This is a genomic window from Polaromonas sp. CF318, from assembly GCF_000282655.1.
In the GTDB taxonomy this organism is placed as follows: Bacteria; Pseudomonadota; Gammaproteobacteria; order Burkholderiales; family Burkholderiaceae_C; genus Polaromonas.
In genome coordinates, this window is sequence record NZ_AKIV01000096.1 from 1 (window position 1) to 24,264 (window position 24,264).

Annotated in this window: 23 protein-coding genes, 1 pseudogene and 1 riboswitch; of the genes and pseudogenes, 3 read left to right on the forward strand and 21 right to left on the reverse strand. The window is 68.8% G+C overall.

All coding sequences use genetic code 11. From position 1 onward, the window contains the following. The 21 genes and pseudogenes from PMI15_RS24435 to PMI15_RS17630 form a co-directional block, all read right to left on the reverse strand. Window positions 1-159 (reverse strand): DUF4124 domain-containing protein (locus tag PMI15_RS24435; protein WP_369751963.1); only part of this gene is annotated, 159 nt, incomplete at its 3' end. Between the two features lie 87 nt (window positions 160-246). Then, on the reverse strand, window positions 247-1,704 hold the full coding sequence (locus PMI15_RS17540) for a cobyric acid synthase (protein WP_007872063.1): 1,458 nt from the start codon (window positions 1,702-1,704) through the stop codon (window positions 247-249). After that, a complete protein-coding gene (locus tag PMI15_RS17545; protein ID WP_007872066.1) occupies window positions 1,701-2,717 on the reverse strand; it encodes an aminotransferase class I/II-fold pyridoxal phosphate-dependent enzyme in 1,017 nt (338 codons plus the stop codon). The genes PMI15_RS17540 and PMI15_RS17545 overlap by 4 nt, the downstream gene beginning before the upstream one ends. Continuing rightward, complete coding sequence (gene cbiB / locus PMI15_RS17550; protein WP_007872080.1) at window positions 2,714-3,733, reverse strand: adenosylcobinamide-phosphate synthase CbiB; 1,020 nt, start codon at window positions 3,731-3,733, stop codon at window positions 2,714-2,716. Before cbiB ends, PMI15_RS17545 begins: the two co-directional genes overlap by 4 nt. Next, on the reverse strand, window positions 3,730-4,446 hold the full coding sequence (bluB, locus tag PMI15_RS17555; RefSeq protein ID WP_051001994.1) for a 5,6-dimethylbenzimidazole synthase: 717 nt from the start codon (window positions 4,444-4,446) through the stop codon (window positions 3,730-3,732). Before bluB ends, cbiB begins: the two co-directional genes overlap by 4 nt. A 23-nt stretch (window positions 4,447-4,469) precedes the next feature. Then, a complete protein-coding gene (locus tag PMI15_RS17560) occupies window positions 4,470-5,291 on the reverse strand; it encodes a CbtA family protein (protein WP_007872086.1) in 822 nt (273 codons plus the stop codon). A 23-nt stretch (window positions 5,292-5,314) separates the two neighbouring features. After that, entirely contained in the window at window positions 5,315-5,506 is a 192-nt protein-coding gene (locus tag PMI15_RS17565) for a CbtB domain-containing protein (protein WP_007872090.1), read from the reverse strand. Between the two features lie 61 nt (window positions 5,507-5,567). Then, on the reverse strand, window positions 5,568-5,963 hold the full coding sequence (locus PMI15_RS17570) for a DUF1636 domain-containing protein (RefSeq protein ID WP_007872093.1): 396 nt from the start codon (window positions 5,961-5,963) through the stop codon (window positions 5,568-5,570). Window positions 5,964-5,997: 34 nt separating this feature from the next. Next, window positions 5,998-6,690: a VWA domain-containing protein gene (locus PMI15_RS17575; protein WP_007872095.1), complete on the reverse strand. Its 693-nt coding sequence runs from the start codon at window positions 6,688-6,690 to the stop codon at window positions 5,998-6,000. Next, window positions 6,669-7,751, reverse strand: coding sequence for an ATP-binding protein (locus tag PMI15_RS17580; protein WP_007872096.1), 1,083 nt, complete (start codon window positions 7,749-7,751; stop codon window positions 6,669-6,671). The genes PMI15_RS17575 and PMI15_RS17580 overlap by 22 nt, the downstream gene beginning before the upstream one ends. Beyond that, window positions 7,748-11,566 (reverse strand): cobaltochelatase subunit CobN, encoded by a 3,819-nt coding sequence (gene cobN, locus PMI15_RS17585; RefSeq protein WP_007872097.1) that lies wholly within the window; start codon window positions 11,564-11,566, stop codon window positions 7,748-7,750. The genes PMI15_RS17580 and cobN overlap by 4 nt, the downstream gene beginning before the upstream one ends. Before the next feature lie 318 nt (window positions 11,567-11,884). Beyond that, a complete protein-coding gene (gene cobW / locus PMI15_RS17590; RefSeq protein WP_007872098.1) occupies window positions 11,885-12,946 on the reverse strand; it encodes a cobalamin biosynthesis protein CobW in 1,062 nt (353 codons plus the stop codon). Window positions 12,947-12,980: 34 nt separating this feature from the next. Beyond that, entirely contained in the window at window positions 12,981-13,850 is an 870-nt protein-coding gene (locus tag PMI15_RS17595; RefSeq protein WP_157214663.1) for an ABC transporter substrate-binding protein, read from the reverse strand. A gap of 4 nt (window positions 13,851-13,854) precedes the next feature. After that, on the reverse strand, window positions 13,855-14,424 hold the full coding sequence (cobO, locus tag PMI15_RS24440) for a cob(I)yrinic acid a,c-diamide adenosyltransferase (protein WP_081499633.1): 570 nt from the start codon (window positions 14,422-14,424) through the stop codon (window positions 13,855-13,857). Window positions 14,425-14,451: 27 nt separating this feature from the next. Further along, window positions 14,452-15,228: pseudogene (locus PMI15_RS17600) on the reverse strand (ABC transporter ATP-binding protein); the annotation flags it as partial. Window positions 15,229-15,233: 5 nt separating this feature from the next. Then, the gene (locus PMI15_RS17605; RefSeq protein WP_007872102.1) at window positions 15,234-16,313 is read right to left on the reverse strand and encodes an iron ABC transporter permease; all 1,080 of its coding nucleotides are present in this window, start codon (window positions 16,311-16,313) and stop codon (window positions 15,234-15,236) included. Then, complete coding sequence (locus PMI15_RS17610; protein ID WP_007872104.1) at window positions 16,310-17,170, reverse strand: ABC transporter substrate-binding protein; 861 nt, start codon at window positions 17,168-17,170, stop codon at window positions 16,310-16,312. The genes PMI15_RS17605 and PMI15_RS17610 overlap by 4 nt, the downstream gene beginning before the upstream one ends. A gap of 125 nt (window positions 17,171-17,295) precedes the next feature. Then, on the reverse strand, window positions 17,296-17,874 hold the full coding sequence (locus PMI15_RS17615) for a bifunctional adenosylcobinamide kinase/adenosylcobinamide-phosphate guanylyltransferase (RefSeq protein WP_007872106.1): 579 nt from the start codon (window positions 17,872-17,874) through the stop codon (window positions 17,296-17,298). Next, entirely contained in the window at window positions 17,871-18,722 is an 852-nt protein-coding gene (locus PMI15_RS24875) for an ABC transporter substrate-binding protein (RefSeq protein ID WP_007872109.1), read from the reverse strand. The genes PMI15_RS17615 and PMI15_RS24875 overlap by 4 nt, the downstream gene beginning before the upstream one ends. Beyond that, on the reverse strand, window positions 18,719-20,059 hold the full coding sequence (locus tag PMI15_RS17625; protein WP_007872112.1) for a cobyrinate a,c-diamide synthase: 1,341 nt from the start codon (window positions 20,057-20,059) through the stop codon (window positions 18,719-18,721). Before PMI15_RS17625 ends, PMI15_RS24875 begins: the two co-directional genes overlap by 4 nt. A gap of 21 nt (window positions 20,060-20,080) precedes the next feature. After that, window positions 20,081-22,030, reverse strand: a complete 1,950-nt coding sequence (locus tag PMI15_RS17630; protein ID WP_007872116.1) for a TonB-dependent receptor domain-containing protein — start codon at window positions 22,028-22,030, stop codon at window positions 20,081-20,083. An 81-nt stretch (window positions 22,031-22,111) separates the two neighbouring features. Next, window positions 22,112-22,400, reverse strand: a riboswitch (cobalamin riboswitch). Between the two features lie 46 nt (window positions 22,401-22,446). Between PMI15_RS17630 and PMI15_RS17635 the strand changes: the two genes are divergently transcribed. From PMI15_RS17635 to PMI15_RS17645, 3 genes are all read left to right on the forward strand, one after another. Then, the gene (locus PMI15_RS17635) at window positions 22,447-22,686 is read left to right on the forward strand and encodes a hypothetical protein (RefSeq protein ID WP_007872120.1); all 240 of its coding nucleotides are present in this window, start codon (window positions 22,447-22,449) and stop codon (window positions 22,684-22,686) included. After that, entirely contained in the window at window positions 22,683-23,006 is a 324-nt protein-coding gene (locus tag PMI15_RS17640; protein WP_007872123.1) for a cell division protein ZapA, read from the forward strand. Before PMI15_RS17635 ends, PMI15_RS17640 begins: the two co-directional genes overlap by 4 nt. A gap of 383 nt (window positions 23,007-23,389) precedes the next feature. Continuing rightward, on the forward strand, window positions 23,390-24,205 hold the full coding sequence (locus PMI15_RS17645; protein WP_007872126.1) for a sulfite exporter TauE/SafE family protein: 816 nt from the start codon (window positions 23,390-23,392) through the stop codon (window positions 24,203-24,205). Window positions 24,206-24,264: the final 59 nt, after the last annotated feature.

Sequence of the window (24,264 nt, forward strand, 5' to 3'; positions counted from 1 at the left end):
TTGCTCGGCATCCTGGCTTAGAGGCTGCTGCGAGCCGTAATGGGTCTTGCCGCTCGCATCCACCCACTTGTAAACAGGTTGCGCCTGGCTGCCGTGCCAAGCCAGCAGCATCGCGCCGGCCATCCAGACCGCTTTCCACTTGTTTCCCTGCATGCGCATCCCTTATTGATATAGGTGTGGCCCGCAACAGCTGGGGGCACAGATGGCCGAAATTGTAGAGGAGGCCCCAGGCCTGTCCGGCCTTGTTCAGTGGATGTCCGAAATCAGGGCGTCCAGCACACCCGGCGCGAAATGTTCGCCCACGTAGTCGGCAAGCCCGTCGAACACAGAGTCCAGCGTGGGCGCGGCCGCGCCGAACAGCGCCTGCAGCACGCGCGGGTCTTCAAACATGCCGTGCAGGTACAGGCCCAGCACATTGCCGGCATGGTTCTGCCAGGCCAGGCCCTCGGGCATCACAGGATGTGCCAGGTCCCCCGCCGCGGCCATGGCCGAATGCGGGGCCGTCTGGCCGTGGTGGATTTCATAGCCCTGCACTTGCACCCCTGACAAAGCAGTCCACAGCCCACGCAGCGTCGTGAACGCGGCCTGCCGGTGCCGCACGGTCTTGGCTTCGTCAAACACAGTGACCACCGGCAGCAGGCCCAGGCCGGGCGCGTTGCCGTCTATGCCGTGCGGGTCTATCAGCGCCTCGCCCAGCATCTGCAGGCCGCCGCAAATGCCGAGCACCGCCCCGCCCCGCCCTGCATGCGCGGCCACGGCCTGGTCCAGCCCCTGCTGCCGCAGCCAGGCCAGGTCACCGCTCGTGTGTTTGGAGCCGGGCAGGATCACCCAGTCGGCGCCCATGAGCTCGGCCGGGCTGCGCACCCATTTGAGGCGCAGGCCGGGCACGTTTTTGAGCGGCTGGAATTCGTCGAGGTTGCTGATGCGCGGATAGGCGATCACCGCAACAGTTCGGGTCACAGCGCCACTGGCCACGCTGCGGTCGTCAAACACACCGTCTTCTTCGGGCAGGCCGTGTTGCCACCACATGGGCAAGGTCGCGACCGTGGGGATGCCGGTCATGTCCTGCAGCATTTGCGGTCCGGGCGCCAGCAGTTTGGCGTCGCCGCGGAACTTGTTGAGCACAAAGCCCTTGATGAGTTTTCGCTCGGCTTCATCCAGCATGGCCCAGGTGCCGTAGAGATGCGCGAAGGCACCGCCGCGGTCTATGTCGGTCACCAGCAGGCAGGCCGCATGGGCGTGCTGCGCCGCGCGCATGTTGACGATGTCGCTGGCCTTGAGGTTGATCTCGGCCGGCGAGCCCGCGCCCTCCATCACCACCACGTCGTTGTCGGCGATCAATTCATCGAGCGCCCGCGACACCACGGGCCAGACCGAGGCGCTACGGCCGCGCCACTCCATGCGCGAGAGCTCGGCATTGACCTGGCCCATCAGCACGACCTGGCTTTGGGTGTCTTTTTCGGGCTTGAGCAGCAGCGGGTTCATGCGCACATCGGGCACGGCCCTCGCGGCCAGGGCCTGGAAGTATTGGGCGCTGCCGATTTCGCCACCCGCTACCACCCTTGCGTTGTTGCTCATGTTCTGCGCTTTAAACGGCGCGACCTTGAGCCCCTGGCGCGCGTAGTAGCGGCACAGCGCGGTCGTCAGCCAGCTTTTGCCGGCACCGCTGGTGGTGCCCAGCACCATCACACTTTTTGCACTCATGAAGGGATTCTGGAAAGTTGTTGCCATGCATTGTGCAGCGCATCCTGCACGGCGGGCGGCTGCACGCCCAGGCGCACATGGCCGGGCAACCCAAAGGAAGCCGTGTCGCGCAGCTTGATGCCCCGGGTGCGCAGTGCGGCGAGCGCCTCTTGCAGGCTGAGGCCTTCAGGCAAGGCCGGCTGCGCGCAGAAAAAATTCGCCTCGCTGGGCAGGCAGCGCCAGCCCAAAGATTCGCATAAAGCGATTTGCCGGGTTTTCCATTCGCGCAAGGTCTTGAGGCTGGCGGCCAGCCAGTCCTGTGCATCCCTGCCCGTCCAGGCCATCAACATAGCTTCGCCGTGCGCGCCCACGGGCCAGGAGGGGCAGCGCTGCTCCAATGCGGCAGCGTGGTTCGCCTGATCCGCCGGCGCGATGGCATAAGCGGCGCGCACACCGGTCAGGCCCAAGGCCTTGTTGGGTGTCCAGAGTTGCCAGGTGGTATTGAGTTGGGCGGAAGTGAGGGTGGGCGCGGCGTTGAGCCGTAGCGGCTCATAGGCGCGGTCCAGCACAAGCAGGGTCTGCGCTCGCCGGCCCTCGGCCAGTGCGGCCAGGCCTGCTTGCGCCGACCCCAATGGGCTGGAAGGCTCGCAAGCCCAGAATAGCTGTGCATCACCGGTCTGGCTTGCCATCGCCAGGCCATGCGCGGCAGCCGCCTGCGCGTAATCGCCATAACAGTGTGGCGGCAGCCAGACGGCGCACGCGCCCTGCCCGGCCGCCAGGGCCGTGATGCGAAAAATGAATTCGCTGGCGCTCGCGGCCGGCAGCACACGCGCCTCGTCCACTCCATGAAAGGCCGCGAGCCGCGCGCGCAAGGCGGTGTAGCCGGCATCGGGATAACGCGTGGCATCGGCCTGGCGTACGGCGGCCAGCGCCGCGGGGCATGGCCCGCAGGCATTGCTGTTGGTCGAAAAGTCATGCAGCGGCACGCCCAGGCCGTCAGGCCCGCCGTGGATGCGAGACGGCTTGACGCTCATGCCGCCACCATCGCCACCAGCAGCATGGCCGCCATGGCAAGAAAGGCCTGGGCAAACACCGCCTGGGCGGCCAGGCCCTGGGCCCGCGCGGTGTCCGCCGCTTCGGGCCGCCGTCCCAGGGGGTTCAGTGTGTAGACGCCCGGCTTGCCCAGCGAAACACCCAGCGCCAGCGCCATGGCCGCCATGGGCCAGCCGCTGTTGGGCGAAGGTGTCCTGCGCGCTTCGCGGCACAGTGCATGAAAAGGCAGGCCGCGTGCCGCCAGCGCCAGTAGCAAGGCCGTGAGGCGCGCCGGCAGCCACGACAGCACGTCGTCCGCGCGCGCGGCCCATTTGCCGGCCCACTCCCAGTTCTTGCCGCGGTACACGCCGCGGTAGCCCCACATGGCATCGGCGGTGTTGGCAAAGCGGTAGACGGCCGCCCCCGGCAGGCCCAGCAGCACAAACCAGAAGATGGGCGCCACCACCGAGTCGTTGAGGTTTTCGGCCAGCGACTCCATTGCGCTTTCGCGCACCTGGCTGGCGCTGAGCTGCGTGGTGTCGCGGCTCACCAGCCACGAGAGACGCTCGCGCCCGGCCTCCAGCGACTGGCCCAGCGCCAGTTCCACCGCGCCGACTTCCTCGCGCAGCATGCGCCAGGACAGCATGCACTTGAGCAACCAGGCCATCAGCAGCACCAGCAGCACGCCGTCTATCGCGGCCTGCCAGGCCGGCGCCGCGGCATAGCCGGCCAGTTGCCAAAACACCAGTGCCTGCGCGCCCCAGGCGATGGCACCCACCAGTGCCGCGCCCAGCCACCAGGCCAGCGCGCCCAGCACAAATGCCGACACCGGCGCACGGCGCACCGTCACGCTGCCGCAGGCATTGAGGTAGTGGCCCATCCAGACCACCGGATGGACGGGCGAAGGCGGCTCGCCCATGTACTTGTCTATCCACAGCGCCAGGCCCAGGGCCAGCACCATGCAGCCGGCGGCATAAGGCAGCCCGGGCAAGAGGTAGAGGCCGGTCCACGCCATCATGGCGCTTCGTGGGAAGAAGGCGCCGCGCCCCAGAGGTCCTCAAACACCATGTCGGCCAGCGGCGCGCGGCGCGCCCACTTTTCGGCCTGCAGCATGGGCTGCTCGTAAAAGGCCGCGACCGGGCCCAGGCACAGCACGGCGATCGGTTTGCTGCCTTCGGGCATCCGCAAAAGCGCGGCGAGCTGTTGCGGCTCGAAGATGGACACCCAGCCCATGCCCAGCCCTTCGGCGCGGGCCGCGAGCCAGAGGTTCTGGATGGCGCAGGCCGCCGAGGCCAGGTCCATCTCGGGCAGGGTGCGGCGGCCGAACACATGCTGCTCGCGGCCCGGCGGCAAGGCCACCACCAGCACCTCGGCGGCGTCCAGCACGCCCTGCACCTTGAGCTTCATGAACTCGTCTTCGCGCTCGCCCAGGGCTTTGGCCGTGAGCACGCGTTCCTGTTCAACCAGCGCATGCACGCCCTCGCGCAAGGGCCGGCTGCGCACACGGATAAAACGCCAGGGCTGCATAAAGCCGACGCTGGGCGCATGGTGCGCGGCCGACAACAGACGCTGTAGCAGCTCGTCGGCCACCGTGCCGCCGCTGAAGTGGCGCATGTCGCGCCGCTCGTGGATGGCCCGGTACACCGCCTGCCGTTCGGCGGCGCTGAAGGCGTGGCCGGCCGCGGCCGGATCAGCCGGATCAGCCGGATCGGACGGGCCCGCGCCGGCGATGGGAGCAAGGCCCGTCACGGCACTCACTGCGGAGCTTGCACGGCGACCGCGGCGGGCGCATCGGCGCGCTGCAGCACCGCCAGCAAAGCCGGGCGCACCCAGCGCTGGAAGGCCAACCCGCCCGCCACGCCCATGCTCAGCCAGAACGACAGGGACACCCAGGTGGTGGCCCAGATGAACTGCGCGCCCAGTTGCTCGAGCGCGGCGTGGGCTTCAGGGCCGAAACCGGCCAGGGCATCGCCCTGCAGCTTGGGCGCGCCCACCACAAAGGGCAAGGCCAGCAAGGCCGCCGCCACCAGCCAGCGCCAGGAGGCGCGCGAAAACCCGGCCACGGCACAGGCGCCGGCCGCGCTGGCCACCGCCAGCACCCACCAGAGCTGGCGGGCCTGCAGGGGCGCGGCTTCCATGCCTGGCACTTCGGCATGCAGGCCCAGCGAGGGCCAAAGGTGAAAGCTCAGCCAGCCGGCCGCCGCCACCACGCCGGCCAGGCGCAGCGAGGCCAGTGCGGCGCCGTGCCGGTAAAGCCACAGGCCCATCACCGTGAACAGCAGCAGCGCCATGCTGAAGGCATGCAGCATGTTGGCCACCCAGGTCCAGCCGGTGCGCTCGGCGCCGTTCGCGGGCTCCCACTCTTTGGCGCTGCCGTGCTCATGCGGGGCCGTGCCTTCGGCATGCGCATGGGCCGCGGGTGCTTCGGCGGGCTGGGGGGCCTCGGCCTTTTGCTCCTCGTACACCTCGGCCGCCAGTATCAGCGGGGCGGCCTGCCAGCGCTGCACGCCGGTTTGCAGGCTGCCCACCACCACCGCGGTGGCCAGGGCCGCCCAGATCAGTCGTTGAAAAATCATGCTTGTCTCCCGGTGAGAGCTGCTCAATGGCAAGGTTTGACGGTGATGTGGCGCACATCGTGCGCGGCGTTGTGGGCCAGCGGGCTTTCGGCAAAAGCCACGCCGTACAGGACCACCAGGCCAAGCGCGGCGGCGCCCAGCAGCGGGCGCAGCACGGCCAGGCCGGGGTTCAAGGTGTGGGAAGGGCTGTGGGCCAGCGTTGTCGGTTCGGTCATGGTGATCTCCTTGGGGTGGGTGAAAAAAGAAACTGGATGCAAACGTAATGGATTCGGCCTGTCATGTCGAGCCCAGGCCGACAGGGGGCAGCCGCGCGAGGATGCCGGCGCGCAGGCGCTCGGGCCGCGTGTTGCGGGCCAGGTTGCCGTCGGCGCTGTGCCTGTGCAGCTGCGCGCAGGCCAGCACCTGGGCCGCGGTCTCGGCGTCGGGGACAAGGTCGCCGAAGTAATAACTGAATTTTCCTTGCGCCTGCAGCGTCACGGTGCAGGCGCGCGAGCAGCCGCTCATGCAGGCCTGGCCGCGCAGCTGCAGGCCCTTGTGCTGCCCGGTATCCAGCTCGCACACCAGCAGCGCCTCCTGCACGGCTTCGAACAGGGCCAGGCCGTGCGCGGGCAGCTCGCGCGATGCGCCGGGCGGGCGGCAGGTGGTGCAGACAATGATTTCGGTATCGGGCATCGGTTCGGGATGGGTTCAGGGGTGAATGAAGGGTTTATGCGGCGGGCAGCGCCAGGCGGTGCTCGGCGCCCCAGCGGGCCGCCCAGGCGGCGCAGCGGCCCAGGGGTTTGCGCGGGTCGTCAAAGTCCACGATCACCAGGTGCTGCGCGGCCGGCGGCAGTGGCTGCTCCAGCGTGCGGCCATCGGTCAGCAGCCACAGCCAGCATTCGGTGGGGCCGCTCTTGCGCAAGCTGCGCTGCAGCAGCCGTTCGGCCTGCACAAGCGCCTGCGCCAAAGGCGTGCCACCACCGCCGCCCACGGGGCGCAGGCGCTGGCTGCCGGCGGCGCGCGCGGGGCCGGGCGGCAGCAGCAGCTCCACGCCCTGCCCGCCAAAGCGCAGCAGCGCCACCTCGTCACCCAGGCGCGCGGCCTGTTCAATCATGAAAGCGGCATGGCCCTTGGCCAGCGCCAGGCGGCCGTGCCGGCGCATGGAGCCCGAGGTGTCGAGCACGATGCAATGCAGGCGGCTGGGACGGAGCGCCACGGGCTGGCGGCGCAGGTGCTCGCGCTGCAGCGGCGCCGGCCCCTTGACCAGCAGCGTGGGCAGCCAGGCGATGGCGCCGCCGCGCTGCCGGGCAACGGGCGTCGCGGCTATTGTGAGAGGCGTATGCGACGGAGGCCACCGCCAGCTACCAGGCCCTTTGCGCGGGCGGCGGCTGCGGTGGCCTAGGCTTTTTTTGGCGGCCACCCCGCTATCGCGTGGACCTTGGCCGTGCCTTCGGGCTGCGCAGGCAGCGCGCCCCAGTCGCCTTGGGGCACCGGCGGCGCGGATGCGGCAGGCGGCTGGTCTTGCAGGCGCCCCGGATTATTTTGGGGCTGGGACGATCCCTTGCCCGATCCATTTTCCGGCGCTTGCGCCGCACTGCCCTCGGGCCGGCGGTGCGCCAGCGCCAGTTCGGCCACGGCATCCACGTCGGCCGGCGTGACTTCGCCGCGCCCTTGCAGCACCGCCAGCGCGCGCGCGGCGCGCAGCATCACCAGGTCGGCACGCATACCGTCCACACCGGCGGCGATTGCGCAAGCCGCCGCATGCCGCAGCACCTCATCGGACCAGGCGAGCCGCGGCAGCGCGGCGCGGGCGGCCACCAATGCCGCGCTCAAGGCGGCCTGCTCCTGCGCATGTTGCTGCGCCAGGGCAGCGGGATCTTCGTCAAAGCCCAGGCGCGCGCGCAGGATGGCGGTGCGTTGCGCGGCATCCACCGGGTTGGCCAGCACCAGCGAGAGGCCGAAACGGTCCAGCAGCTGCGGGCGCAGTTCGCCCTCCTCCGGGTTCATGGTGCCCACCAGCACAAAACGCGCGGCATGCCGGCGCGAGATGCCGTCGCGCTCCACCGTGTTCACGCCGCTGGCGGCCGCGTCCAGCAAGGCGTCCACCAACGCGTCCGGCAGCAGGTTGACTTCATCCACATACAGCACGCCGCCGTGGGCGCGCGCCAGCAGGCCAGGCGCCAGGCGCACCCGGCCGTCGCGCAGCACGTCTTCCACATTGAGCGTGCCCACCAGTTGCTCCAGGCTGGCGGCCAGCGGCAAGGTGACAAAGGGCGCACCCGGCAGCAGCGCCGCCAGCGCGCGTGCCGCGGTGGACTTGGCCGTGCCGCGCGGGCCGCTGATCAGCACACCGCCTATGCCGGGATCTATGGCCGCCAATTGCAGCGCGCGCTGCAGTTGCGGTTGTCCGACCAGCGCGGTGAAGGGAAATGCCGCGCGCTCGGCGGGTTCGACGGGAATGTTCAGTTCGGGAGTGTTCATGCCAGGGGTCCTTCTCCGTGTTCTTCAAGCCGGCGCTCCAGCGCCAGCAAATGCTCTTCAATGCGTTCGCGGTGCCCGCCCGGCTCTTCCCAGAGGCCGCGCCGCATGGCCTCGAGCAGGCGCTCGCCTATGCTGCGCAAGGCCAGCGGGTTGTGCTGCCGCAAAAATTCGCGGTTGGTGTCGTCGTGCAGATAGGCCTCGGCCACCAGCGCGTACTGGTGGTCGCCCACCACGCCGGTGGTGGCGTCAAAGGCGAACAGGTAGTCCACCGTGGCCGCCATCTCGAACGCGCCCTTGTAGCCGTGGCGGCGCACGCCCTCCAGCCACTTGGGGTTGACGGCGCGCGAACGCACCACGCGCGCCACCTCCTCGCCCAGCGTACGTATGCGCGGCGCGCCGGGCACGCTGAAATCGCCGTGGTACAGCGCGGCGGGCGCGCCCGCCAGCTGCTGCACCGCCACCGCCATGCCGCCCTGGAACTGGTAGTAGTCGTCCGAATCGAGCACATCGTGCTCGCGGTTGTCCTGGTTGTGCAGCACGGCGTCCAGGCCGGCCAGGCGCTGCTCGAAGCTGCCGCGCGCCGCCATGCCGTGCCCGCCCTGGCCGTAGGCAAAAGCGCCGGCGCGCAGATAGGCCTGGGCTAGGTCGGCGCCATCGTTCCAGCGGCCGCTGGCCATGACTTCCTGCAGCCCGGCGCCGTAGCCGCCGGGACGCGGGCCGAACACACGCCAACTGGCTTCGCGCTCAGCCGCCTCGGCGCTCAGCCCCCTGGCCTGCGCCTCGGCCGCTTCGCGCTGTACCCGGCCGCGAATGGGGTTGACCTCGTCGGGTTCGTCCTCTTCGCTGATCGCGGCCACGGCGCGCACCGCGGTGTCGAACAGGTCTATCACATTGGGAAAGGCATCGCGGAAGAAGCCCGACACGCGCAGGGTCACGTCCACCCGCGGCCGGTTCTTCATGGCCATGGGCAGCACTTCGATGTCCACCACGCGGCTGCTGCCGTCGGCCCATCGGGGCCGCACGCCCAGCAGCGCGAAGGCCTGGGCGATGTCCTCGCCGCCGGTGCGCATGGTGCTGGTGCCCCAGACCGACAGGCCCAGGCAGCGCAGCATCTCGCCGTGGTCCTGCAGGTGGCGCTCGACCACGCGCTCGGCCGCGGCGGCGCCCATGGCATAGGCGGTCTGCGTGGGCACGGCGCGCGTGTCCACCGAATAGAAGTTGCGCCCCGTGGGCAGCACGTCGGGCCGGCCGCGAGACGGCGCACCGCTGGGGCCGGCCGGCACAAAACGGCCGGCCAGGCCGCGCAGGCACTGGGCAATCTCCTGCGCGCCGCAGGCGTCCAGGCGCGGGCGCAGCACCTGGCGCATGCGCTGCAGCACCGGGGCGGCGTTCGGCCAGGCTGCGGCATCCCAGGCTTCATCGGCCACCACATGGCCGGCCACCAGCTGGCGGGCCAGCAGCTCCAGGCGCTCGCGCGTGTGGCCGGCATGACGCCAGGCCTCCTCGCTCTGCGCTTGCAGCACGGCGGGGCGTGGGCCGCTCCAGGGCACGGCCCACTCGGGACTCAGCGCGCTAAAGCCGTCCACCCCCTCCAGCTTCAAGTCCTGGGCCAGTGCCGCCAGCAGGCTGCGCTGGCCGGCGGCCGCGCCGCCCGGAAAGCGCACCAGCGCCACCAGTGTGTCGACCTGCTGGCGGCCCTGGGGCGATGCGCCCAGGATGTGCAGGCCGTCGCGTATCTGCGATTCCTTGATCTCGCAAAGGTAGGCGTCCAGCCGCTGCAGCAGCGCTTCGCGGCCCGCGTCGTCGGCGGGCTTGGCAAAGCCGAGCTCGGCGTGCAGGCCCTCGGCGAGCACATGCGCCAGGATGTCCTCGCGCAGGCGCCGCGCGCGCCGCGGGTCCAGTGACAGGGCCTCGTAGTACTCGTCCATCTGCCGCTCCAGCTTTTGCAGCGGGCCGTAGGTCTCGGCGCGCGTGAGCGCCGGCATCAGGTGGTCGATGATGACGGCCTGGGTGCGGCGCTTGGCCTGGCTGCCCTCGCCGGGGTCGTTGACGATAAAGGGATACAGGTGCGGCAAGGGGCCGAGGATGGCGTCGGGCCAACAGGCCGCGCCCAAGGCCACGCTTTTGCCGGGCAGCCATTCGAGGTTGCCGTGTTTGCCCACATGCACCACCGCATCGACCGCAAACTGGCGGCGCAGCCAGAAGTAGAACGCCAGGTAGTTGTGCGTGGGCACCAGGTCGGCGTCGTGGTAAGTCGCCACCAGGTCCAGGTCGCGCCCGCGCGCGGGCTGTATGCCCACAAACACCTGGCCCAGGCGCAGGCCGGACACCATAAAGCGGCCGCTGCGCACCAGGGGGTCCTGCTCAGGCTGGCCCCATAGCGTGTTGACGGCATCGCGGCTCGCGGCGTCCAGGCGGTTGAAGTCTTCGAGATAGTCGGCCATGGCCAGGCTTTGGCCCGCGGGCCGCGCGTCATTGGCGTCCACGTTGTTGGTAACGCCTGCCACCAGCGCGGCGATCAGGGCGTCACCGCCTTCGGGCAAGGTGCCCGTGGCGTAGCCCCCATCCTGCATGGCGCGCAGCAGGGCCACGGTGGAGGCCGGCGTGTCCAGGCCCACGCCATTGGCCAGGCGGGCATCGTCATTGGGGTAGTTGGCCAGCACCAGCGCGATACGCTTGGTGTCGTTGGGCTTGCCCTGCAGCGCACACCAGCGGCGCGCCAGCCCGGCCACAAAAGCCATGCGTTCGGGCTCGGGTTGGTAGCGCACCACGTCCACCTCGGTGCGCTCGCAGCGCCAGGCCAGGCCCTTGAAGCTGATGGCGCGTGTGCCTATGCGGCCGTCCACCTCGGGCAGCACCACCTGCATCGCGAGGTCGCGCGGCGCCAGGCCGTGCGGGTCGGCTTGCCACTGCTCTTGCGAGCAGCCCGCGGTGATCAGTTGCAGCACCGGCGCATCGCCGGCCAAGGGCTCCATGTGCACGCCCTGCACGCTGTCCACGTCGTCACCATCCAGCGCGGTGATGGCGAAGCTGGTGGCGTTGAGCACCACGCCCACGCCGTGTTCAGCGGCCAGCGAACGCAGCAGCGCCAGGCTGGCCGGGTTCTTCAGCGAGTCAACCGCCACGGCCACGGTATTCAGGCCCTCCGCGCTCAACGCGGCCAACATGGCGTCAAACACCGCCGTGTTGCCGGCCTGCAGATGGGCGCGATAGAACACCAGCAGCACGGCCGGGGCGCCGTCCCGCCATGGTGAGGTCTCCAGCGGCTGGTAGACCATGGCCGGCGGCAGCGCTTCGGGCGGCGCGGGGCGCGCGCCCAGGCCGAAGGCGGCGTGGCCTATCAATTCAAAAAATGTGCGGGCGTTGCCGCGGCCGCCTTCACGCAGGCAGCGCCAGAGCTGGCGGCAATCCTCGTGCGGGGCGGTGCTGCGCAGCAGCAGTTGCAGGTCTTCAGCGGCATCGCCCGAGAACAGGGCCAGCCACTGGCCGCGTTCGCGGGCCAGCTCGCGCACGCGCTCCACCACATAGGCCCAGTCGCTGGCAGCCCCAAGGTGGTCGATGACCACCACGCGCGCATGTTGCAGCACCTCGTCCACATACATGTCGGCCGAGGCGGGCTGGCGCAACCACATCAGGTTGGCCAGGCGCACCGTGGGAAAACCATCGGGCAGTTGCTGCGCCGCATCGGCCAGCAGGGACAGCGTGGTATCGGCCGCGCTGAGCACCACAATGTCGCCCGGCGTCTGCTCCACGCGCACCACACCCTGGCCACCGTCTTCAACGTGGCCGCCGGGGCGGGTGGAGAGCAGATGCATTTTTTACTTCACAAGGTCAGAAACGGTCAAGGTGCGCCGAAGAGGGCGGGATGGATGACTACGCGAATGTCCCCCGCAGCGGCCTAGGGCCGACTGCTCCTCCTTTATTTCGCTACGCCACCCATCCCACCCTCTTCGGCAACCAGCGTTGGGGTTGAGCAGCGGCTGAACAACCCAAACCGCACCTGGTGCAGGCCGACGGGGCATTCTGCGCAGCGGCATAAAGGAGGAGCCCGCAGGGCGGAGGACAGCCGCGGAGCAGAGTGCCCCGTCGGTCTGCGCCCGCCATGGACGTAAAGCTTCAGCGTGCATTTGGATTCAGGCCGCGACGGGCGTTGCCAGCGCTTCGTTCAATTCAGCCTGCAGGACGGCGGCATCGAGCCCGGAGCCAATCAGCACCAGCCGCGACTGCCGCGCTTCGCCGTCGCGCCAGGGGCGGTCAAAGTAGCTGTCAAAGCGTGTGCCCACGCCCTGCACCACCAGGCGCATGGCCGAACCGGGTAAGGCCACGAAGCCCTTGGCGCGGTAAACCTCATGGCGCTCCACCACGCCGCGCAAGGCGGCCAGCAGCGCGTCGCGGCCCGGCACATCCAGCGCCACCTGCACCGAGTCGAAGGCGTCGTGGTCGTGGTCTTCCTCCTCGTCGTGATGGGTCTTGCGCTGGTCGATCATGTCTTCCACCGCACGCTCCAGGCCCAGCAGCACGCCGATGGCTATGCGGCCGTGCTGGGCATGCACGAGTTTGACGCCGGGCGCGGTTTCGGCACGTATCGCGGTTTCCACACCGGCCAGTTGCTCGGCCGTCAAACCGTCGGTCTTGTGCACCACCACCAGGTCGGCCGTGGCCAACTGGTCTTCAAACAGCTCGTGCAGCGGCGATTCATGGTCCAGGTTGTCGTCGGCGCGGCGCTGGGCGTCCACGGCGACCGGGTCGTCGGCAAAGTCGCCCGCGGCGACCGCGGGTGCATCCACCACCGTGACCACCGCATCGACGGTGAAGGTGTTGCGCAGCGTGGGCCACTGGAAGGCCTGCACCAGCGGCTTGGGCAGGGCCAGGCCCGAGGTCTCGATGATCAGGTGGTCGATCTGGTCGCGGCGCGCGGCCAGTTTTTCCATCACCGGCGCAAACTCTTCCTGCACCGTGCAGCACAGGCAGCCGTTGGCCAGCTCATAGAGCTGGCCGTTTTCTTCGCCGTTCTCGTCGCAGCCGATGCCGCAGCCGCGCAGCAATTCGCCGTCTATGCCGAGCTCGCCGAACTCATTGACGATGACCGCGATGCGGCGGCCCTGAGCGTTGGCCAGCAGGTGGCGCAAGAGCGTGGTCTTGCCGCTGCCCAGGAAGCCGGTGACGATGGTGGCGGGGATTTTTCGGGTTTGCATGTGTGTGTCTCGATTGAAAAGTTAACGGGGCGAATTAGCGGGGTGGTAGTGCGCTCAGGCACTCCACCAGCATCTGCGCGGCTTCGCCCAGACGCGGGCCGGGGCGCGACAGCAGGTCCATGCGCTCGGTGTCCAGCAGGCACAGCTGCTGCTGGCGCACCGCGGGCAGCGTACTCCAGCCGGGGCGGTCCGACAGGTTGGACAGCGTGGCGCGCGGGCCGATGATGATGTCGGGCGGGCGGCGCAGCAGCAGCTCGGGGTTAATCCGGGGGAACAGGCCCAGCTCGCCGCTCACGACGTTGACCAGGCCCAGCCTGGCGACGGTCTCGCCGATAAAACTTTTGTCACTGGCCGCGGACGAGCCCGCCCCCACTTCCACATAGACGCTGCGCCCGCGCAGGGCGGCGGGCATGCGGGCAGCCGCGGCGTCGAGTTCGGCCTCCATGCGGGCCAGCAGTTCGCCGGCACGCGCCGGCTCGCCCAGCGCCTCGCCCAGCTTGACCAGCATGCGTTTGAGGTCGGCATGGGTGCGGGCGTCAAAGGTCATGACCGGCACCCCCAGGGCTTTGAGCCTTTCACCGGCACGGCTGCGCGGGCCCAGCAGGACGATATTGGGGCGCAGGGTCACGATGCGTTCGATCTGCGCGTCCTCCAGGCCACCCACCTTGGGCAGCACCTGCACCGAATTGGGCCAGGTGGAATGGCGATCCGTGCCCACCAGTTGCGCGCAGTGGCCCAGCGCGCACACGGCCTCGGTCAGCGAGGGCGCCAGCGTGACGATGCGTGAGACAGGCTGCGCGTTTTGCGCCATCGCGAAGCCGGACAGCAGCCCCAGGGCCGCCAGCGACGACACCGTGGGCAGCATGCGCAGTGCGGAACGCGAAGTGACAGGCATGAGGGTCATCTTGTTAGTCTTCAATGCCGCGTTGCGCCGGCACACCGGCTTTGAAATGATGCTTGATCAAGCTCATTTCAGTGACGGTATCCGCCAGTTCCACCAGCTCGGCCGGCGCGTTGCGGCCGGTCAGCACCACATGCACATGCGGCGGGCGTTCGCGCAGGCAGGCGAGCACGGCTTCCAGCGGAACCCAGCCGTAGCGCAAGGGGTACATGATCTCATCCAGCACCACCATGAAGTGCTCGCCGGCGCGTAGGGTGGCTTCGGCCCGGGCCCAGCCGTCCAGCGCCAGTTGGGCCGAATGCTCGAGGTCGCGGCTCTTCCAGCTAAAGCCGTCGCCCAGTCCTTCAATCGGGATGCCCAACTGCTCGAACAGCCGGTGCTCGCCAAAACGCGCGCTGGGCACTTTCATGAACTGGTAGACCTTGACGGCCTTGCCGCGGCCGTGGGCGCGCAGGGCCAGGCCGAAGGCCGCCGTGCTTTTGCCCTTGCCGTGGCCGGTGTTGACCAGGACCAGGCCGCGGCGTTCGCCGGTGGGTTTTTCGTACGGTGTAGCCGAAGGTGGGGTTTCAATTTGCATGGGAGCCTTTTTTGCGGGATGGGTAACCTTGGGCAGCGCGATCCACTGTCCTTGCAAGGGGTGGACGGCGATGCGTCCGTCGAAGACATCTTCCAGGGCCCGGTGGGTGGCCAGGTCAGAGCACGCGCCCTGGTGGGTGACGCGGCCTTCGGCCATCACCACCAGGCTGTCGGCCTGCAGCGCCATGGTGATCTCATGCAGCACGCTGACCACGGTCTTGCCCTCGGCCACCAGGGCCCGCACCACGTCCAGCCAGTCGGCCTGGTGCGGCGGGTCCAGATTGGCCAGTGGCTCGTCCATCAGCAGCACCTGGGCCTGCACCGCCAGGGCCCGGGCCAGCAGCACGCGCTGGCGCTCGCCTCCCGACAGCTGCCCCAGGGCACGGCCGCGCCAGTCCCAGGCGCGGGTGGCGCGCAGGGCCTGCTCCACCGCCGCATGGTCGGCCGCGCTGGGCGGCGCCAGCCAGGCCTGGTGCGGCAATCGGCCCAGCATGGCCACGTCCCACACGGTCAGGTCGTCGGCCGAGGTTTCGTTCTGGCCCAGCCAGGCCAGCTGGCGGGCGCGCTCGCGGTGCGGCAGCTGCTGCATGGGCTGGCCCAGCAGCGTGACGCTGCCGCTGTGCGGCAGCACGCCGGCCAGGGCCTTGAGCAAGGTGGACTTGCCCGCGCCGTTGGGGCCCACGATGCTGGTCCAGCGCGCGGCGGCGATGTCCAGGCTGATGCCGTGCAGCACGGCTTGCTTCTGCGGGCCATGGCCCAGGCTGGCCGCGATGGATTGCGCGCTGAGGGCGGCGGAATTGGCCATAGGGTTCATGCTGCGCGCCCTCCCCCCAGCTTGCTGCTGCGGTGCATCAGCCACAGCAGGTAACCGCCGCCCAGCACCGCGGTGAGCATGCCCACGGGCAGTTCCTGCGGCGCCATCAGCCCGCGCGCCAGCGTGTCGGCGGCCATCAGCAACACGCCGCCCATCAGGCTGGAGAGCAGCATCAGGTGGGCGTGCGTGGTCTTGACCACGGAGCGCACCAGGTGCGGCGCGGCCAGGCCCACAAAAGCGATCAGCCCGGTCTGCGCCACCGCGGTGCCCGTGGCCAGCGCCAGCACCGCCACCAGCGCCGCGCGCATGGGCGCCACCGGCAGGCCCAGGCTGACGGCCGTGGCGTCGCCCAGGCTCAGGCCGTCGAGCACGCGCGCCAGCAGCCAGGCGGCCAGCACGCACACACCCCACACGCTGGCCATGAGGATGCACGAAGTCCAGCCGACAAAAGCGGTCGAGCCCAGCATGAAGGCCTGCATGGCCTGCAGGGATTCGGGCGAAAACAGCAGCACCAGGTGCGTCATGGCGCCCAGCACCACGCCCACCACCACGCCGGCCAGCAGCAGGCGCAAGGTATGGCCCACGCCGCGCGAGAGCACCAGCGTGAGCATCACCGCGAACACGGCGCCCAGGAAAGCCGCCCCGGTCAGGCCCAGGCGCACCCACAGGCTGCTGGAGAATACGCTGACGGCCACGCCGCCGTTCATCATGTTGCCGCCCAGCATGCCGGCGCCGCCGCCCAGGGCGGCCAGCGCCAGCGCCACGCCGAGTGAAGCCCCGGATGCGCTGCCCAGCAGGTAGGGATCGGCCAGCGGGTTGCGGAACAAGCCCTGCGCCACCGCGCCGGCCAGGCCCAACAAGGCGCCGGCGGCCCAGGCGCCCAGGGTGCGCGGCAGGCGAATCTGCCAGATGATTTGCTGCGCCATCGCGGTTTGCGGCGGGTCTTGCGCAGGATTGAGCAAGGGGCCTATCAAGTTCTCCAGCCCGGCGCTGCCGACGCAGATGCCCAGCAGTACCAGGACCAGCGCGCCCAGCACGCCGGCCCAGACCAGCCACCACACGCGAGCCTGCATCATGGCTTGGCTCCCTTGGGCGCCTTGTCCAGCAGGCAGCGGGCCATGAGACGGGCGCCTTCAGCCATGCGCGGACCGGGACGCACCAGCACATTGGCCTCTTCGGTCGGGAAGATGCAGATGCGCTGCTCGCGCAGCGCACGAATGCCTTGCCAGCCGGGCCGCGCCTGCAAGCCGTCGGCGCTGCGCTGGCCGACCATGATGAGGTCGGGATTGGCGCGGACTATGTATTCGGGGTTGAGCTTGGGGAAGGGCCCGAGCTTGGCCGGCACGATGTTTTTGGCGCCCAGGCGCGTGAGTGTCTCGCCGATGAAGGAGGACTCGCTCGCCGCGTACGGGCCCTGGTTGACCTCGAAGTAGACCCGCGTGCCGCGCACGCCGGCCGGCAGCGACTGGGCCGCCGCCGAGACACCGGCGTCAATCGCGCGCCAGATGCGCGCGGCATCGGGCACTTCGAGCAACTGGCCCAGCTTGAGCATCACGCGCTGCACGTCGGCATGGCTTCGGGGCTCCAGCGCCACCACTTTGAGGCCCAGGGCCTGCAGCCTGTCGCCCGCGCGCGAGGAAGTGGCCAGCAGCACCACGTCGGGCTTGAGCGCGACGATCATCTCGATGTTGGGGTCCAGCCCGCCGCCGACCTGGGGCAGCTTCTGCACGCTGGCCGGGTAGTTGGAATAACGGTCCACCCCGACCAGGTTCTGGCAGCGGCCCAGCTCGCAGACGGTCTCGGTCAGCGAAGGCAGCAGGCTGACGATGCGCTGCGGCGCCCGGGGCAGCACCACCGTCACACCGCGGTCGTCTGTGAGCTGCAGGGCGTGCACAGAACCAGAGAACCAAAACACCAACGCAAGGCACACCATCGTGAGGAAGCGAGGGGCCAGGGCGTTTTGCGCAGGTAAAGGAGGAGCCCGCAACGCGGGCGGGGGACACGGAGCAAAACGTCCTGGCCCCTCGCTTCCCGGCAGAGCACAGAGTTGATGCCGCGTCATGAAAAATCCTTCAACGTCAACGACAACCCCGCAGCCATCAGCGTCACGCGCCGGCAGGCTACAGCCACATCCTGGTTCAGCTTGCCCAGCGCATCGACAAAAGCACGGGTTTCGCGACCCAGGGGAATGACGCCCAGGCCTATCTCGTTGCCGATCAGCACCAGGGGGCCGGGGGCTGGGGCGATGGCATCCACCAGCGAGGCCCGTTCGCGCGCGACCTCGGCATCGGAAATTTCCAGTCCGGGGGCGGGCATCAGCAGGTTGGTGAGCCACAGCGTCAGGCAGTCGACCACAACCAGGGTGTCGGGAGCGCTGTGCTGTATGAGGACCTGGGCCAGTTGAACCGGCTCCTCCACCGTCACCATGCCGGGCACGCGCTCGGCGCGGTCCTTCTGGTGCCGGCGTATGCGCTCACGCATTTCCTCATCCCAGGGCCTGGCGGTGGCAACCATGACCGCGCGGTGATCGGGCGACTGCGCGAGCCATTGTTGGGCCAGCAGTTCCCCGCGGCGCGACTTGCCGCTTTTCTGGCCGCCGAGGATCAATTCACTTCTGGCAAGCGTCATGGTGCTCATGGAGTGAAAGCTCCGGCTTGGTCAGCGTCCATCCACTGCAGGATGATCTGGTGCATTTTGGCCACGCCGTCGGTCAATGCGGCCGGGCCGGGCTGCAGGATGTCGGGGGACTTGATTTCAAACAGCTGCTGGTGGCGCACGGCGTTCACGGCGCTCCAGCCTTCGCGCGCCACCACGTTCTCGGGCCGGAATTTCTTGCCGCACCAGGAGCCCAGAATGATGTCGGGGTTGCGGCGGACGATCTCGGCGCCATCCGCGATGATGCGGTTCTTGCCGAGAGACTGCGCCGCGAGCTCGGGGAAACAATCATCGCCGCCGGCGATGCCCAGCAACTCGGACACCCAGCGGATCGCGCTGATGTGCGGGCTGTCCCACTCTTCAAAAAACACCTTGGGGCGGCGCGCACCGGCCGCCACCCTGGCCGCCACGGCCGCCTGCATGGCGCGCAGGTCGGCCTGCATACGCGCAATGCGACTGGCGCCCTGCTCCGCTTCGCCCACCATGGCCGCGAGCTGGAACAGCATGGAAAAAATCTCCGCCACGCTGCGCTGGTTGAAGATGGTGACCTGCACACCGCGCTTGACCAGATCCGAAGCGATATCAGCCTGCAGGTCCGAAAAGCCCAGGACGCAATCGGGCTGCAGCTCCATGATCTTGTCCAGCTTGGCGCTCAGGAAGGCGCTGACGCGCGGCTTCTCGTCGCGCGCGCGTTTGGGCCGCACGGTATAGCCCGAGATGCCCACGATGCGCCGCTCCTGGCCCAGCAGGTAGAGCCACTCGGTGGTCTCCTCGGTCAGGCAGACGATACGCTGCGGGCCGGGGTTGAAATGCAGCAGGTCGACGCTCATGCGCTTGCTCCGGCGGGCACGCTGAACAATTCCGCCACGGCTTCGGGGCAGGACGGAAACCAGGCGTGGAAATAGCTGGCGCGCACCGCCCCATGCTGCCACACGGCCTCGCCCGCATCCGGCGCGGGCACGGTGCCGGGCCGCGAGGTGCGGCCCACGGGCTGCAAAGGCGTGGCCGTGGTCGAGTAATGGAAGGTATGGCCGCGCAAGGTGCCGCCGGCCAGTTGCAGCTGCTGCGGGCCCAGGCCGGCCAGCAGCTTTTGCATGCTCACCTCGCCGGCCAGCACGCCCCACTGCGCATGGCGCCGGCCGTCCAGCGTGACCAGGGTGTCAAACAGCGCCATCATGCCGCCGCATTCGGCCCAGACGGGCTTGCCCGCGGCGACATGCGCGGCCAGGCTGTCGCGCAGCGCGGTGTTGGCGGCAATCGCCTCCGCATGCAGTTCGGGGTAGCCGCCGGGAAGCCACAGCGCGTCGCAGGCGGGCAGCGCCGCGTCGGCCAGCGGCGAGAAAAACACCAGCTCGGCGCCCAGCGCGCGCAGGGTGTCGAGATTGGCGGCGTAGATAAAACAGAAGGCGGCGTCGCGCGCGACGGCAATCGTCTTGCCGCGCAGCGCCGGCACCACGGGTGCGGGGGTTTCAGGGGCCGCGAAGTCCACCGCCCAGCGCTGCCAGTCCTCCAGCCCCATCCGGCCCAGCGGCGTGTCAGCCAGCGCATCGGCCGCGGCGTCCAGCCGCTCCATGCCATCCGCCACTTCGGCGGCGACGGTCAGGCCCAGGTGGCGCTTGGGCAGGCTCATGGCGGCATCGCGCAGCACCGCGCCCAGCCATTGCTCGGGCGCCACGCTGGCCTGCAGCATGGCCGCATGGCGCGCATTGGCCACGCGGTTGGCCAGTACCCCGGCCCAGGGCATGTGGGGGCGGTAGTGCTGCAGGCCAAAGGCCAGCGCGCCAAAGGTCGCCACCATGCCCGAGGCATCCACCACCGCCAGCACCGGCAAGCCGAAGCGCTGCGCCAGATCGGCCGCGCTGGGCTCGCCGTCAAACAGGCCCATCACGCCTTCCACGATGATCAGGTCCACCTCCTGCGCGGCCGCATGCAGGCGCGCCCGGCAATCGGCCTCGCCGGTCATCCACAGGTCCATCTGGTACACCGGCGCGCCGCTGGCCAGGGCGTGCCAGCACGGGTCCAGGAAATCCGGCCCGCACTTGAAGACCCGCACGCGCCGCCCCTGGCGCGCATGCAGCCGCGCCAGCGCGCAGGCCACCGTCGTCTTGCCCTGGCCGGAGGCGGGGGCGGCAACGAGGATGGCGGGACAGCGGACGGTTTGCGACATGGATGGACGGGAGATAAAGGTTTAGCGGGGTGCCCAGGTCACACCGACGTAGAGGTTACGCCGGGCGGTGGCGTAGGTGTTGGCGGTCTGGTAAATCTTGTCGGTCAGATTCTCCAGCTTGGCCACCAGCTTCCAGTCGGGGGACAGCGCCGTCGTGGCGCTGAGGTTCATGACCGAGTAGCCGGGCAGCACCACGTTGCTGGCATCGCTGTCGAAGGCATGCGAGGCCATCACCAGGTCGGTCGCCAGCTGCCAGCCGCCCAGTGGCATTTCGGCGCCCAGCGTTCCGTACTGGCGCGAGCGGCGCTGCAGGGTGCGGTGGGTGATCCGGTTCTTGGGGTTCTGCAAATCCAGCGAGCCATGGATACGGACATTGCCGACGGTCTCAGCCGCCGTGAGCGTCAGTCCGGTGTATTCGGCCTGCGCGGTATTGGCATAGCAGCCGCGGTTGGCCAGCACCGTCGGCGGACCGCCGTTGATGCAGGGGCCGTTGCCCGTGACGAAGCTCAGCAGGTTGCTCAGGCGGTTGCGGTACACCGTGACGCCGTACTGCGATGTGCCCTGGCTGTATTTGAGCGCCGCTTCCACGCTGCGGCCGGATTCGGGCTTCAGGGTCGAGGTGCCGTAGATGCTGAAGCGCTGGTACAGCGTGGGGACGCGGAAAGAGGTGCCGGCGGAAGCGGACACCTTCCACTGCGGCGTGAGCGCAAAGGCATAGGCCGCGGAGCCGGTGGTCTTGCCGCCGAATTCGCTGTCCCTGTCGTGGCGGGCGTTGAGCTGCAAGGTGTGCGCGCCGCCGCTCCAGCCGTAGCCCAGGCTCACGCCGTCCAGCGAGCGATCCTTGCTGAGCACACTCGAGCCCCCCGGGATGACCGTGGAGCCGACCAGGCGGAACACATCCCGCCGGCTTTCGAGCGCGGCGCTCAGCAGGTGGGCGCCCAGGCGGTATTCGTTCTGGAACAGCAATGTGCTGATGGTGCTCTTGTCGTAGGAGATTTGCGGCGTCGAGCCGTTCAGGCCCTCCTCGCCGGAATCGGTGCCCTGGGTCAGGGCCAGCCTGGTGCTGTAGCGATCGGACCATTTGGCCTCCCATTGCAGGCCCAAGGTCTGCAGGTCGGCGATGCGGCGGTAGTCGCGGGTGGGGCCGCCGTCGTACTGGGAGTCCGTGTGGCTTTGCATCACGTTGGCTTCAATGCGGTGGTCGGGGTTGAGCTGCAAACCCAGCTTGGCGTTGGCGCCCAGGCTTTTGTAGCCGTCGGCATCGGGGTTCTGGCCCGCGATAGTCCGCGCGTTGAAACCGTCGCTTTGGCCCTGGCTCAAGCCCAGCGCATAGTCGAATACGCCTGCCGCACCGCTCGCGGTGAGCTCGACCCGGCTGGTGTTGTAGGAGCCGTAGCCCACCGACACGGAGGGCGAAAAGGGGCCTTCGCCCCTTTTGGTGAAGATCTGGATCACGCCGGCCACGGCGTCCGAGCCATAGACGGCGCTGCTGGGGCCGCGCAAGATCTCGATCCGGTCAATCAGCGCCAGCGGAATGTTGCTCCACGAAGCGCTGCCGGCCGTCGCCTGCGACTCCACCCGCACGCCGTCGATGAAGACGGGGGTGTGGCGGCTTTCCCCGCCGCGCACAAACACACTGGTGTTCGCGCCTGTGCCGCCGTTGCGGGTGATCTGTATGCCCGGCACACGCACCAGGATGTCTGCCAGCCCGACCGGGCCGGCGCGTTCTATGGTTTCGCGGTCGATGACGGTGACGTCGGCCACGACGTCGCCGATGGGCTGGGCGCTGCGCGTGGCGCTCACCACCATCTCCTTAAGCTGGGGCGCGACAACGGCCTGGGCGGTTTGGGTCGTTTGCGCAGCTTGGGTGGTCTGCGACATGGCGGGAGACGCCGCCAGAAAAGCCAGGGGGAACGCGGCGGCCAGCGCCGGCGGGAGCACGGCCAGGCGTGCGTGGGGAGCAATTTTCATGAATCAACAGTCAGCAATGGGCCCTCACCGGCTTCCCCGCCGGTATGTGAGCGTTACAAACACCCAGTCCAGGGACTGGACGTGCGCGTTCACCTTGTTGGCCGGTATCCGGGCTGACGGAACCGCCTCCATCGCCTTCCCAAACGCTTGTTCAAGGCGCTCAGTGGCTGATGATGAAAGCTGAATGCGCCACGGCCGTGAGGCCGGGAAAGCGCATTCGTCCGTTTTACCGTTGCGGGGGCAGCGCAGGTTGAAGGTCTGGGCGCCGGCCTTCGGGCTTGGCCCGATGCCTGGCTTTGACGCTCTCCTGCTTCCCGTTGAACTGCAGCATGTGAACCACACTGCGGGCACCAACAGGGGCGATTCTACGCGGCCCTTCCCCAGTTCAGGCCGCAAACCCTACAATCGGGCTTGCCATGGCGAACCAAACCCAAATCGACCAGATCACCGAACGCGTCGAGCGCCTGTTGCTGCGCTACGAGGAATTGCAGCGCACCAACGAGTTGCTGACCGAGCAGGTCGGCCTGCTGACGCAGGAGCGCGACTCCCTCAAGTCGCGCCTGGGCGCGGCCCGCGCCCGTGTCGATGCCCTGCTCGAGCGCCTGCCCGAAAGCAGCGGCCACGGCCATAAAACCACCGCGGGAACCGAGTCATGAAGCAGCTTGAAGTGCAGATCATGGGCCAAAGCTATTTGCTGGGCTGCCCCGAAAACGGCGACGCGCGCATGCTGGACGCGGTCAACCGCGTCGATATGGCCATGTGCCGGATCCGCGACGCCGGAAAAATCAAGGCGCGCGACCGCATCGCCGTGCTGGCGGCATTGAACCTGGCCTTCGAGCTTCCCGAACGCACGCCGGGCGCCGCACCCGTGCCGGCGGCCGCACCCGCCGCTGCCGGCAATGCCGAGAGCCCGCAGCTCGCCGCGCTGCTGCTGCGCCTGGACACCGCCCTGGGCATAGACGGCCGCCTGCTTTGAAGGCGGGCGCGCGCCGGCCTCGGCGCTTGCCCCTTCATCCCGCCGCAGATCCGTTCACCCCGTCCCGGGCGAGGCCGCAAAGGCCTACAATGAAGACGTCTGCGATGCGCATTGGGCTTTATATTTCCTTGAACCAATGCTCTTTGAGCACGGGCTTGGTAAATTGTCCGGCAGGTGTGATCGTCTCGCGTCAGACGAACCCGAAACCCGACTGCCCTCGCCCACCTGAACCCCTGGTTCAGGATGACGGTCCAGTGGCACTCGCAGACACCTTATTCCCGCCATTGCCTTGCGCCCTCCGCTTTCCCCTCCTCCAACCTCACCGTGTGCGGCAGCGCTTCCAGTGAAGCGCCGCAGGCCCGCGGCCACATGCCTGACGCCCCATGATGCTTGAACCCCTCCTGATTGTTGAACTGGCCTTGCTGGGCGTGGGCACCGGGTTTCTCGCGGGCCTCCTGGGCATAGGCGGGGGCATGCTGATGGTGCCCTTCATCACCATCATCATGTCCAACCGCGGCGTGGCGCCGGACCTGGCCGTCAAGATGGCGATCGCCACCTCCATGGCCACCATCATCTTCACCTCGATCTCCAGCGTGCGCGCCCACCACAAGCGCGGCGCGGTGCGCTGGGACATCGTCAAGAGGCTGGCGCCCGGCATCGTGATCGGCAGCATCATCGGCAGCCTGGGCGTGTTCGCGCTGCTCAAGGGCTCCTATCTGGCGATCTTTTTCGGCCTGTTCGTGAGCTTCTCGGCCACGCAGATGTTCCTGGACAAAAAACCCAAGCCGACGCGGCAGATGCCGGGCACGGCGGGCCAGTTCGCGGCCGGCGGCTTTATCGGCTTTTTGTCGGGCCTGGTCGGCGCGGGCGGCGGCTTCATCAGCGTGCCCTTCATGACCTGGTGCAACGTCGCCATCCACAGCGCGGTGGCGACCTCGGCCGCGCTGGGCTTTCCGATCGCGGTGGCCAATGTGCTCGGTTATGTGATCAGCGGCCAGAGCGTGCAGGACCTGCCGGCCAACTCCTTCGGCTACATCTGGCTGCCGGCGCTGCTGGTGATCGCCGTGTGCAGCTTCCTCACGGCGCCGCTGGGCGCCAAGGCCGCGCACAACCTGCCCGTGGGTAAGCTCAAGCGGGTGTTCGCGAGCATCCTCTATGTGCTGGCGGCCTACATGCTTTACAAGGGCATAAGGGGTTAGCCCCCACGCTTTTCACTTCGTGTAATGCGCTGCCCCCCGAGGGGGCGCTGCGCCTGCGG

Excerpts from the sequence above, each read along its gene's own strand:
- PMI15_RS17640 (WP_007872123.1), top strand. The coding sequence starts at position 22,683 with ATGAAGCAGCTTGAAGTGCAGATCATGGGCCAAAGCTATTTGCTGGGC.
- PMI15_RS17630 (WP_007872116.1), bottom strand. The coding sequence starts at position 22,030 with ATGAAAATTGCTCCCCACGCACGCCTGGCCGTGCTCCCGCCGGCGCTG.
- PMI15_RS17560 (WP_007872086.1), bottom strand. The coding sequence starts at position 5,291 with ATGATTTTTCAACGACTGATCTGGGCGGCCCTGGCCACCGCGGTGGTG.
- PMI15_RS17570 (WP_007872093.1), bottom strand. The coding sequence starts at position 5,963 with ATGCCCGATACCGAAATCATTGTCTGCACCACCTGCCGCCCGCCCGGC.
- PMI15_RS17610 (WP_007872104.1), bottom strand. The coding sequence starts at position 17,170 with ATGGTGTGCCTTGCGTTGGTGTTTTGGTTCTCTGGTTCTGTGCACGCC.
- cobW (WP_007872098.1), bottom strand. The coding sequence starts at position 12,946 with ATGCAAACCCGAAAAATCCCCGCCACCATCGTCACCGGCTTCCTGGGC.
- PMI15_RS17605 (WP_007872102.1), bottom strand. The coding sequence starts at position 16,313 with ATGATGCAGGCTCGCGTGTGGTGGCTGGTCTGGGCCGGCGTGCTGGGC.
- PMI15_RS17645 (WP_007872126.1), top strand. The coding sequence starts at position 23,390 with ATGATGCTTGAACCCCTCCTGATTGTTGAACTGGCCTTGCTGGGCGTG.
- cobO (WP_081499633.1), bottom strand. The coding sequence starts at position 14,424 with ATGCAAATTGAAACCCCACCTTCGGCTACACCGTACGAAAAACCCACC.
- PMI15_RS17540 (WP_007872063.1), bottom strand. The coding sequence starts at position 1,704 with ATGAGTGCAAAAAGTGTGATGGTGCTGGGCACCACCAGCGGTGCCGGC.
- PMI15_RS17595 (WP_157214663.1), bottom strand. The coding sequence starts at position 13,850 with ATGACCCTCATGCCTGTCACTTCGCGTTCCGCACTGCGCATGCTGCCC.
- PMI15_RS17580 (WP_007872096.1), bottom strand. The coding sequence starts at position 7,751 with ATGAACACTCCCGAACTGAACATTCCCGTCGAACCCGCCGAGCGCGCG.
- PMI15_RS17625 (WP_007872112.1), bottom strand. The coding sequence starts at position 20,059 with ATGTCGCAAACCGTCCGCTGTCCCGCCATCCTCGTTGCCGCCCCCGCC.
- cbiB (WP_007872080.1), bottom strand. The coding sequence starts at position 3,733 with ATGATGGCGTGGACCGGCCTCTACCTCTTGCCCGGGCTGCCTTATGCC.
- cobN (WP_007872097.1), bottom strand. The coding sequence starts at position 11,566 with ATGCATCTGCTCTCCACCCGCCCCGGCGGCCACGTTGAAGACGGTGGC.
- PMI15_RS17545 (WP_007872066.1), bottom strand. The coding sequence starts at position 2,717 with ATGAGCGTCAAGCCGTCTCGCATCCACGGCGGGCCTGACGGCCTGGGC.
- PMI15_RS17635 (WP_007872120.1), top strand. The coding sequence starts at position 22,447 with ATGGCGAACCAAACCCAAATCGACCAGATCACCGAACGCGTCGAGCGC.
- PMI15_RS17615 (WP_007872106.1), bottom strand. The coding sequence starts at position 17,874 with ATGAGCACCATGACGCTTGCCAGAAGTGAATTGATCCTCGGCGGCCAG.
- PMI15_RS17565 (WP_007872090.1), bottom strand. The coding sequence starts at position 5,506 with ATGACCGAACCGACAACGCTGGCCCACAGCCCTTCCCACACCTTGAAC.
- PMI15_RS24875 (WP_007872109.1), bottom strand. The coding sequence starts at position 18,722 with ATGAGCGTCGACCTGCTGCATTTCAACCCCGGCCCGCAGCGTATCGTC.